The 10,988-nt window shown below is 64.0% G+C and carries 8 protein-coding genes; 4 read left to right on the forward strand and 4 right to left on the reverse strand.

Features of this window, described 5'->3' with window-relative positions:
• Positions 1-7 precede the first annotated feature (7 nt).
• Genes CV770_RS19885 through CV770_RS19900 form a run of 4 tightly spaced genes read right to left on the reverse strand, consistent with a single transcriptional unit; the run spans position 8 to position 4,167 of the window.
• Complete coding sequence (locus CV770_RS19885; protein WP_104463509.1) at positions 8-886, reverse strand: ABC transporter permease; 879 nt, start codon at positions 884-886, stop codon at positions 8-10.
• A gap of 3 nt (positions 887-889) precedes the next feature.
• Entirely contained in the window at positions 890-1,843 is a 954-nt protein-coding gene (locus tag CV770_RS19890) for an ABC transporter permease (RefSeq protein ID WP_104463510.1), read from the reverse strand.
• Between the two features lie 5 nt (positions 1,844-1,848).
• On the reverse strand, positions 1,849-3,138 hold the full coding sequence (locus CV770_RS19895; RefSeq protein ID WP_201759936.1) for an ABC transporter substrate-binding protein: 1,290 nt from the start codon (positions 3,136-3,138) through the stop codon (positions 1,849-1,851).
• Positions 3,139-3,180: 42 nt separating this feature from the next.
• Entirely contained in the window at positions 3,181-4,167 is a 987-nt protein-coding gene (locus CV770_RS19900; RefSeq protein WP_104463512.1) for an ABC transporter ATP-binding protein, read from the reverse strand.
• A gap of 270 nt (positions 4,168-4,437) precedes the next feature.
• Between CV770_RS19900 and CV770_RS19905 the strand changes: the two genes are divergently transcribed.
• The 4 genes from CV770_RS19905 (at position 4,438) to CV770_RS19925 (ending at position 10,907) form a co-directional block, all read left to right on the forward strand.
• Positions 4,438-5,145, forward strand: coding sequence for a GntR family transcriptional regulator (locus tag CV770_RS19905; RefSeq protein WP_091966294.1), 708 nt, complete (start codon positions 4,438-4,440; stop codon positions 5,143-5,145).
• 409 nt (positions 5,146-5,554) lie between these two features.
• Complete coding sequence (locus CV770_RS19915; protein ID WP_201759937.1) at positions 5,555-7,102, forward strand: FAD-dependent oxidoreductase; 1,548 nt, start codon at positions 5,555-5,557, stop codon at positions 7,100-7,102.
• Between the two features lie 237 nt (positions 7,103-7,339).
• Positions 7,340-8,698 carry a metal-dependent hydrolase family protein gene (locus tag CV770_RS19920; RefSeq protein ID WP_091966297.1) on the forward strand — a complete coding sequence of 453 codons (1,359 nt, stop codon included), beginning with the start codon at positions 7,340-7,342 and terminating at the stop codon, positions 8,696-8,698.
• A 451-nt stretch (positions 8,699-9,149) separates the two neighbouring features.
• Positions 9,150-10,907, forward strand: coding sequence for a CYTH and CHAD domain-containing protein (locus CV770_RS19925; RefSeq protein ID WP_104463514.1), 1,758 nt, complete (start codon positions 9,150-9,152; stop codon positions 10,905-10,907).
• The last annotated feature ends 81 nt before the right edge of the window (positions 10,908-10,988 follow it).

Genomic DNA, 10,988 nt, shown 5'->3' on the forward strand with positions numbered 1-10,988 from the left:
TCCCTTCTCAGACAAGGCCTTTGCCGGCGTCCGAACCCTTGGCCGCCTGCCGCTTGTTGAGCATGTGGATGGTGCCGAGCGCAAGCGTGATCACCGTGAACGAGACAGCCGAGATCACTGTGCCGAGCGCATAGATGTCGGGATTCGTCACCGTGGTGGTCAGGCCCTGCAGATCGAGCGGCAGCGTATTCACCGCCCCGATCGCCTGGCTGGAGCGGGCGAGCTCGTCCCAGGACAGCGTGAAGCCGAACAGGCCGATGCCAATCACGGAAGGCAGGATGATCGGCAGCACGACATGGCGGAACGTCTGCCACGGCGTCGCCCCGAGATCGCGCGCGGCTTCCTCGAGGCGGGGATCGAAGCGGTTGAAGATCGCGAACATGATGAGCAGGCCGAACGGCAACGTCCAGGTCAGGTGTGCGCCGAGACCCGATGTGAGCAGGCCCATCGAGGTCTCGAAATTCTCGTTCCAATGCGCCTTGATCAGATCGTCGATGATGCGAAACTCAAGTGAGATGCCGAGCGAGGTGATGATCGAAGGCACGATCAGGCTCGCGATCGCCGAATAGAACAGAATGCTCTGCGCCCTGAACTTCCTGCGGAAGGCCATGCCGGCGGCGACCGACAGCACGACGGTGACGATCATCACGATCACGCCGAGCAGGAGCGAGCGGCGGAAAGCCGCGCCGAGATCGACGATGCCGGTGCCCTGGAACAGCTTTGCGATCCAGAAGGTCGACACGCCATTCATCGGGAAGGTGAGGCCGCCCTGCTGCCCCTGGAACGACAGCACGTAGATCGCGATCATCGGCCCGTAGAGGAACAGCACATAGGCCGCGAAGAAGATCGCGAGCACGTAGAACGAACGCGGGCGTCCTTCCTTCATGCTCTAGAGCTCCTTCTTGATGTCGACGATGCGCGACATCATGGTGATGATCAGGAAGGTGATCGCGAGCAGGATCACGGCGTTGGCCGCGGCGGCCGGGAATTGCAGCGCGTTGACCCGCGTCTCGATGATCTTGCCGGCAGCTGCGATCTGCTGGCCGCCCATCACGCCGATGGTGATGAAGTCGCCCATCACGATGGTGATGACGAAGATCGAGCCGATCACGATGCCCGGCTTTGCCAGTGGGATGATGACGTTGACAAGCGTCTGGAAGCCGGTCGCGCCGGCATCATAGGCGGCTTCGATCAGCGACTTGTCGATGCGGATCATCGAATTGAAGATCGGCACCACCATGAAGAAGGTGAAGAGGTGCACCAGCGCCAGCACCACCGAGAATTCGGAGAACAGCAGCCATTCCAGCGGGTGGTTGATCAGGCCGGTCTTGACGAGGCCGGAATTGACCAAGCCGTTGCGCCCGAGCAGCGGGATCCAGGCGATCATGCGGATCACGTTGGAGGTCCAGAACGGGATCGTGCAGAGCAGCGACAATCCCATCTGCCAGGTCTTGGACTTGACGTGGAAGGCGAGGAAATAGGCGACCCAGAAGCCGATGAACAGCGTGATCGCCCAGACCAGGAAGCACAGCTTCAGCGTCATGACATAGGTTCGCCCGATCGTGCAGAGATCGGGCAGCTGCGCGATGCAGCCTTCGAACGTGTCGGTGTAACCGCGGCCCGAGAACGCCGGCAGCAACTGGTATTCGTTGTAGTCCCAGAACGAGACGATGACGACGAACACCAGCGGAATGAGAAAGAAGGCGAGAAACACCAGCATCATCGGCCCGGCCTGAAGCCAGGACACGAAGGACGGCGACAGGCGCGTCGGCTTTGCGGCGCGCGCTGTGCCCGACCCCGGGATCAAGCCCGGGGGCGCCTGTTGCAGAACTTCTTCCGACATGTCGGTTACGCTGCGATGAACTCGTTCCACTTGCGGACCATGTAGTCGTTCTCGTCCATCACCGCGTTCCAGCAGGCGACGCCGCCCATGCGGTCCTCATAGGAGCCGCCGTCACGCACGGCGCCTGCCTTTTCGAGCAGCGAGCCGTCGGGTGCCTTGATGTCCTTCTCGGCCGGCTTGCCTTCCATCCAATAGGCCCACTCGTAGGGCTCCATATGCGCCTTCGCGGTGGAGAGCACGGCGGAGTAGTAGCCCTGGCGGTTGAGATAGGCGCCGGCATAGCCGGACAGGAACCAGTTCACGAACTCATAAGCCCATTCGAGCTTCGCGCCCGACACGCCCTTGGAGACGCAGAAGCCCGACGCCCAGGAGCGATAGCCTTCCTTCAGCGGCTGGAAGGTGCAGGCAATGCCCATCGAGCGGACCTTGGTCACTGCCGGCGACCACATCGACTGGATCACGGTTTCCCCTGATGCCATCAGGTTGACGCTCTCGTTGAAGTCTTTCCAGAACGCGCGGAACTGGCCGGCCTTCTTGGCCTCGGTCATCACCTTCATGGTGAGATCGATCTCTTCCTTGGTCATGTTGCCCTTGTCGGCGTATTTGTATTTGCCGGTGGCTTCCACGACCATTGCGGCGTCCATGATGCCGATCGAGGGGATGTTGAGGATCGAGGCCTTGCCCTTGAATTCGGGGTTGAGCAGCTCGGACCAGGAGCCGATCGGGCGCTTGATGAGGTCGGGGCGGATGCCCAGCGTGTCGGCGTTGTAGACCGTCGGGATCAGCGTGACGAATTCAGTCGCCGACGTCGCGAACTTCTTGGAGTCCTTGCCTTCGAGATAGAGCACCTTCCAGGGCGCGGTGCCCTGGCCGCCGATCTTCTTGCCGCCGGGCGTCTCGCCCTTGGTGAAGACAGGCGTGATGTTGTCGAACTGTTTGATCTTCCTGGCGTCGAGCGCAAGGATGTTGCCCGACGGCACGATCTTCTTCAGCGAGAAATATTCGGTGTCCAGCACGTCGAAGGAGTTCGGCTGGGTCATCACGCGCTTGGTGACGTCGTCGGTGGTCGCGGTGATGTATTCGATCTTGATGCCGGTGTCCTTCAGGCACTGCTTGGAGATGTCGTCGCCCTCGTTCACGGCGGTGCCGAGATAGCGCAGCACCTTGGTCTCGGCCGACTTCACATAGGGAAAGCCGGTGATGGCGCCGGAGCCGGCGGCAAGGCCGGCCAGACTGGCGGTTCCCTTGAGCAGCGTGCGGCGGCTGACGCCCTTTGTCCTGATGGTCTCGCTCATGTCAGTCACTCCTCTGTTGCGCATTCCAGTGATCGATTGGCGCTATTGCAGGCGTTGCGCCTTGGCGGGATCCCAGGTGGCCAGCACGCGATCGCCCGGACGGAACGGGTGGACGTCGAAAGTGGCTTCGGGAACGTGGGAGAACAGGGCGGTGCCGTCGTCGAGCGTGAGCGAGACGGCGATGTAAGAGCCCTGGTACTCGGTCTGGATCAGCCGCGCCGGCGCGCCGAAGGCGCCGTCGGTGAACGGCGCGATGCCGAGCTGATCGGCCCGCACGGCGATCAGCTTGCCGGCGTCGCTGAGCACGTTGTGGCCGCCGATGAAGCGCGCCACGAATTCGGTGCGGGGATGGTGGAAGATGTCGCGCGCGGTGCCCTGCTGCTCGATCCGGCCGTGGTTCATCACCACGATATGGTCGGCGAGCGCCATCGCCTCTTCCTGGCCGTGGGTGACCTGGATGAAGCTGATGCCGAGCTCGCGCTGCAGCCGCTTCAATTCACCGCGCATCTTCACCCGCAGGAACGGATCGAGCGCGGAGAGGGGCTCGTCGAGCAGGAGGATCTGCGGCTCGGTGATCAGCGCGCGGGCGAGCGCAACGCGCTGCTGCTGGCCGCCGGAGAGCTGGGCCGGGAGACGGCCCGCATATTGGCTCATCGCGACCAGCTCGAGCAGTTCCCCGGCGCGCTTGTGCCGCGTCGGCTTGTCGATGCCGCGCATCTTCAGGGCGAAGGCGACGTTGTCGATCACGCTCAGATGCGGAAACAGCGCGTAGGACTGGAACATCATCGCGGTGCCGCGTTCGGCCGGCGGCAGGTCGGTGACGTTCTGCGCGCCGAGGATGATGTCGCCCTCGCTGACCGCCTCGTGGCCCGCGATCATCCGCAGGGTCGAAGTCTTGCCGCAGCCGGACGGGCCGAGCAGGCAGCAATAGGTGCCGGCCGGGATCTTCAAATTGACGGTGTCGACCGCCAGCGTCGTGTCGTAGCGCTTGGTGACGGCGACCAGTTCGAGAGCGGCGGGAGTGGCCATGGCGTGTCCGAGGAGGGGCGGTGCTTCCGGCCTCTCTCCGCAAGGTCCGTGCCAACCAGCTTCGGTCCGCCGATTTCTTAAAACTGTGCAGCGGAGTCAGATCGTTAGATCGAATCCGGTGCATCCGGGCTGCCCGCCGCCTGCACAGTTGTTTGCACACAAAATAGGCGAAGATTGTATAAAGTTTCGCCTGTGATTGGATACAGGTCGTCGACTAACATTCGAAAGCGAACGTCGTCGACCGAGCCCTCAAGCCCAACTCTCGAACCAATGGCCGCCAAGTCCCGCCCCAAATCCGACGCGCCAGACGCGAGCGATCGGGTCAGCCGCATCCGGGAGGGCGTAACCGCCGCGATCCTCGAGCATCGCCTGCTGCCGGGCACGAAGCTCGGCGAGGACGAGATCGGCGAGATCTACGGCGCGAGCCGCACCCTGGTCCGCACCGCGCTGCAGCAACTTGCGCATGAGGGCATCGTCAACATCGAGAAGAACCGCGGCGCGTTCGTCGCGCGCCCCACGCCCGCCGATGCTCGCGAGGTGTTCGAGGCGCGGCGCCTGATCGAGCCCACCATCGTCGATCACGCCATCGACGCGATGTCGCCGGCCTGGCTCGATCGTCTCCAGCAACATCTTACCGAGGAACGCGAGGCCGAGCTGCGCGGCGACGCGCGCGCCTCGGTTCGGCTTTCCGGTGAGTTTCACAAGCTCGTCGCCGAGATGAGCGGCCACAGTATCTATCTCGGCTTCCTCAAGGAGCTGATCGCGCGCTCCTCGCTCATCATCCTGCTGTACCGCCGCCACGACACGCCCGCTTGCGGCACCGATCATCACGCCGGCATCGTCGCCGCGATCCGCAAGCGCGACAAGCAGGCTGCGCGCGCGCAGATGCTCTCGCATCTGACCGAGATCGAGGACGAGCTGTTCCTGAAGGACCCCGCCGCCGACGAGCTGCGGCTTGCGGACGTGCTGGGCGTCTGATCCGCACCGATCGCTAGTGCCGGGAAGCGCCGCCAGGGCAGCGGTCCCGCGTCAATGGCTGAGTTCGCGTTCTGCGGCGAGCTGCCCGTCTGGGGTGATCTCGTACTCGCCGCCTCGCTTCGTCATCCATCCTGACCTGACCATCTCCCGTGCAAGCTGCACCGAGCAGATGGGATGGTTACCTCCTGGGTAATACAGCCTGTCATTTCGGACGAGCAAGTGACCGTACAATTGGGCATGACGTAATGCCCTGCGCATCCCTGGTGATGGATCTTTCATGCCGGTTCAAGCGCGAGCGCGACGAATGTTCCTAATCAAACGCCGTGACTTTCGACGGCGTTTGCGCTCCGCAGGGCGGGTAGGAACTCGCGTTCTGCCCCATTGTTCTCTTTTTCGAAGGAGCAGCATCATGAACGTACGGGACGAGTACACGCGATCGCTCTGGATGGATGTTTCGGTCGCGGATGCCCCCGCGCTGTCGCGCACCGTGGGCGTCGACGTCGTTGTCATCGGCTCCGGAATAGCCGGGCTGTCGGTGGCTTATGAACTGGCCTGCCATGGACGTTCGGTCGCCGTGCTCGATCGCGGCGGCATTGGCAGCGGGATGACGGCGCGCACCACGGCGCATCTGGCGACGGCGCTCGACGATGGCTACGGCGAATTGGTCAGGGTCCGCGGCCCAGATTGTGCGCGGCACTATTATCAGAGCGTCGAAGCCGCAATCGACCGCGCCGAGGCCATTCAGCGCGACGAGCACATCGATTGCGATTTTCGGCGTGTCGACGGTTACTGGGTGCAGGCGCCCGAAACGCCAGCATCCGAGCTGGATGAGGAATTGGCTTGCTGTCGCAAGCTCGGGATCCCCGCCGAAAATTGCGCCGAGCCAACCGTATTCCATTCTGGGGGTCTGGTGCGCTCGTTGCGCTTTGCCCGCCAGGCGCGCCTGCACCCGACCAGATATCTTGCTGGCCTAGCCGGCGCCCTTCAGCGCCGCGGGGCGCAGCTCTATGCCGACACCTGCGTTGAAAGCATCCGGCAAGAGCGTGGCGACATGATCGTGACGACCGCCTCGGGCTACGAGGTCCACGCCGCCGATGTGGTCGTCGCGACGAATTCGCCGGTCAATGTGCAGGTGGCGATCCATACCAAGCAGGCGCCTTACCGCACTTATGCGCTCGCCGCCAAAATCCCGGCCGGCACACTGAAGGATGCGCTGTATTGGGACACGCTCGATCCCTATCACTATGTCAGGCTTCAGCCGCTCTCCGCGGAGGAGGACCTCGTCATCATCGGCGGCGAAGATCACAAGTCCGGTGAAGCGGACGACGGCGCACAGCGTCTTGCCGCGCTCGAACGCTGGGCGCGCGAGCGATTGCCGGCGCTGCGCGAGGTCACTCACCGATGGTCAGGTCAGGTCCTGGAGCCGAGCGATTTCGTCGGCTTCATTGGCCGCAGCCCTGGTGAGGAGCACCTCTTCATCGTCAGCGGAGACTCCGGACAGGGCATCACGAACGGGCTGGTGGCGGGCATGCTGATTGCGGATCTCGTCATGACCGGCGCGAGCCCGTGGGAGGAGGTCTACGCCCCGGCACGCAAGATTCAGAAGAACATCGGCGAATTCATCAGCGAGAACATCACGCCGCTGAAGAATTTCGCGGAGTATCTGACGGCGAGCGAGATCGCGGGCGTCGAACATCTTCGCCCCGGAGAGGGGCGCCTCGTCCGCAGCGGCCTGAAGAAGATCGCAGCATGCCGGGACCGGAACGGACATTTGCATCTGCATTCGGCAAGCTGCACCCATCTCGGCTGCGTCGTGCACTGGAATGCGCTCGAGCAATGTTGGGATTGCCCGTGTCACGGTTCGCAATTCGCCCCGGATGGCACCGCGCTCAACGGCCCTGCGGTGTCTCCGCTCGGCGACATCGACAAACCGGCCAATCTTGAAGCGGCAGAGTGAGGCGTGCGGACCTCGCGGACGCGCTGGGCGCGTTCCTGATTTCGCACGCGGCGATATCTCTTTGATTCAAATTGGAGCCCGACCGCGGCGACCTCTCGTCAATGCAGATGGCAGGACTGCATATTTGCCGCCGTGGCCAGTTGACGGCGGCCAGACGTCGGCGTCAAATGGCACGTAGAAGTTGCGTGCCTGCCATCACCCCCCTCGCGTAGCCCTGCACCTCAGCGGAGGCCGGCCATGTTGGGTTTGAGGATGCCGGCCAGAGTGTCCGGAATCGCCACGCTGCTTGCGGCCGTTGCAATGGTCCTCGGCAGCGCGTCCTCGGCGCCGGCCCAGCAGGACTCCGTCGTCCTGTTTCGCAACGTCCGGATATTCGACGGTAAGAGCGCCGCGCTGTCAGTCGCGTCCAACGTCCTGGTCAGAAATCGGAAGATCGAGAAGATCTCGACCGCGGACATCGCGGCCGCCGGTCAGGTGATCGACGGCGGCGGCCGCGTGCTCATGCCGGGACTGATCGATGCGCATTGGCACGCGATGCTGGTGCGCCCGACGCCGATGGCCGCGCTTGCGGGCGATATCGGCTATAACAACCTGCTCGCCGCCAGCGAGGCGACGGCCACGCTGATGCGCGGCTTCACCACCGTGCGCGACATGGGCGGGCCGAGCTTCGGCCTCAAGCAGGCCATCGACGAGGACCTCGTCGCAGGTCCCCGCATCTATCCCTCCGGCGCCATAATCACCGTCACCAGCGGTCACGGCGACTTCCGCCAGCTCTCCGATCTGCCGCGAACCATCGGCGGCATGCTCAGCCGCATGGAGCGGATCGGCGGCAGCATGGTGGCCGACAGTCCGGACGAGGTGCGTGTGCGCGCGCGCGAGCAGCTCATGCAAGGGGCCTCGCAGGTCAAGCTCACCGCAGGCGGCGGCGTTGCATCGCCCTTCAGCCCGCTCGACGTCTCCACCTTCACCGAGCCCGAGCTGCGCGCGGCGGTCGAAGCCGCCGACAATTGGGGCACCTATGTTGCTACGCACGCCTATACATCGGTCGCGATCCAGCGCTCGGTCGCGGCCGGCGTCAGATGCATCGAGCATGGTCATCTCATGGACGAGGCGAGCGCAAAGCTGATTGCGGAGAAGGGGATCTGGTTGAGCACGCAACCGTTCCTGGATATCTCCGGTGCAGCCGCGCTCGGACCTGCGGAGCAGGACAAGATGAGGCAGGTGGTCGCCGGAACCGACCGCGTCTATGCGCTCGCGAAGAAGTACGGCATCAAGACCGCGTTCGGCACCGACGTCCTGTTCTCGCAGGCGCTGGCGGATCGACAGGGCGCCATGCTGGCCGCGCTCACGCGCTGGTACACATCGGCCGAAGCGTTGGCCATGGCGACGTCGGCCAATGCCGAATTGCTGAGCCTGTCGGGTCCGCGAAATCCCTATCCGGGCAAGCTCGGCGTGGTCGAGGAGGGCGCGTTCGCCGATCTCCTGCTGGTCGACGGCAATCCGCTCGACAACATCAAGCTCATCGAAGATCCCGCGAAGAATTTTGTGGTGATCATGAAGGGCGGCAAGGTCTACAAGAACATCCTCGCACGCTGACAAGCGCGTGCGTCGATCACATCTTGCACCTGCCAGACATGAGGTGGCGGGATCGCTCCTAGGGGCGATCCTCCGCAACCAGCCTGCTGCGCCGCGAACCGGCCGCGATCTCCGGAACCGCGGCAGACCGCCCAGGGCTTGTCATAATTCCCGGCCGGTCATCGGAAGCGTCTCCAGAACCAGGAAGAATTTTTCGGCTAGCATGAGTCAAACTCGCTGATGCGTTCGTTTCGGTTTCGAGAACAGCGAATTTCGCTCGTCAAATCGATCACTTGCTGCGCTCGCGGGCAATTTCGTTCGTAATGGCACGCCGAATTGTGACAAGCCTTGCAGGATTTCTGCGTCTGGCACGTCGTGTCGATGATCAGGCAGCGCGACTACGTGACTATTCCTCGCCGGCCTGACGGGCTATATGCTGTCGTCCTGTCATTAAACTGTCATGTCATCGTAAATGCTGAAATCGGACCCAACACCGGCTCGCAAAACCCCGAGTGCGCCGGACGGAAATCCTGTTCCGAAGGACAACAAGAGGACGCAAGTCGTCGCGGGCTTTCTCAGGCAGATTGAACCGGCCGAGCCCGGCGCGGAACCTGCGATCGTCGAGGGCGCTGTGAGTGATCAGACGCCATCGCAAGATGCCCCGCCTGCTCCGGAACCAACTCGGTCGAGCCTTGCCGCACATCCCCATGAAATCGAGCTCAAGCTGCTCGTCGATGCCGATCGCATGGCGCATTTCAACGTCGCGCCGGTCATCGCGGCAAATGCGCGCAACAAGGGCTCGCGAAAACACCTCAAATCCGTCTACTATGACACGCCCGATCGGATGCTTCGGCGCAACGGCCTGAGCCTGCGCGTTCGCCAGATCGGCGCGCGCTTCGTGCAGACCGTGAAGACCGATGCAGCGGACGATCCGCTGCGCCGCGGCGAGTGGGAGACGGGCGTGGCCTCGCTTGCGCCCGATCTCGCTCTGGCGATGCCTTTCATTCCGGAGAAGCTTCGCAGCCATCTCGAAGCGCAGCCGCTCGAAGCCGTCTTCACCGCCGACGTCCACCGTCACGCGCGGATGATCGACCTGCCGTCCGGCACCGTTGAAGTTGCGTTCGATCATGGCGTGCTGACGGCAAGTGATCGATCGCTGCCGGTGAGCGAGATCGAGCTGGAGCTCAAGAGCGGCAGCGCGAGCACGATCTACGAGGTCGCGTTGCGGCTTGCCGAGCACGGCGCAGTGAAGCCGTCCATCCGCAGCAAGTCGGCGCGCGGCTTCGACCTTGCCGCGGGCGTGCCGCCCTCGGCACGACGCCCGCGAAAACTTCGCCTCGATCCGTCGGTGATGCTCGACGAAGCCTTCGCGACGATCCTGCGCTCGTGCTTCCTGCATCTGCTTCAGTCGCTGCCGGCGGCCGAGGACGGGCGCAATCCGGAAGGCGTGCATCAGCTGCGCGTCTCGCTGCGCCGGATTCGATCGGCGCTCGACCTGATGCGCTCGGTCGGCGCGCTCAGCAATCTCGACGCACTGCGGTCGGAGGCGCGCTGGCTGGCGCAGGACCTGTCCGCCGCGCGCGACTGGGATGTGTTCCAGCGCGAGACCTTGCCGACGATCGCGAAGGCTTGCCCTTCAATCGCAGGCTTCGATGCGCTCGGCCGGGCTGCGGCCGGGCGCCAGTCCGACGCCTATCGCAAGGCCCATCACGCGCTCGACGATCGCCGCTGTGCCATGTTCCTGATCGGCCTCGGCAACTGGATCGAGACACGAGGCTGGCGCAACGACGTCGCCGCAGAAGATCTCGGCCGGCTCGCCGAGCCCGCCGTCAACTTCGCGCAGCGCATTCTGTCGGAGCAGTACGCCAAGGTGCTCAAGCGCGGCCGCCGCTTCAAGTCGCTCACGATGGAGGAGCTGCACCGGGTGCGACTCTCGACGAAGCGGCTGCGTTATCTCAGCGAGTTTCTGCTGCCGCTATTTGCCGATCGCAAGTCCGCGAGGAAATTTGCCCGCAGACTCGCCGGCCTGCAGGAGGAGCTCGGCACCTACAACGACATGGCGGTCACGGCTTCGCTGCTCGACGGGCTTGGAGCCGAGCCCGACAGCGCCATCGCCGCCGCCGCGATCGCCGGCTGGCAGGCGCGTGCATCGATCGGCATCAAGCCCGCCTTGCAAGGCACGTGGCGCGATTTCACCGCCGCGCGCGTGCCTTGGTCCTCACAGGGCTGATCACGCATCCCCCAAAAAGTTGCGGCCAGCCATTGGGGGATGGCTGGCCGCGCGCGAACCGGTCTGGGACGGGGAGGGGTG

Source organism: Bradyrhizobium sp. AC87j1 (assembly GCF_002936975.1).
GTDB lineage: Bacteria > Pseudomonadota > Alphaproteobacteria > Rhizobiales > Xanthobacteraceae > Bradyrhizobium > Bradyrhizobium shewense.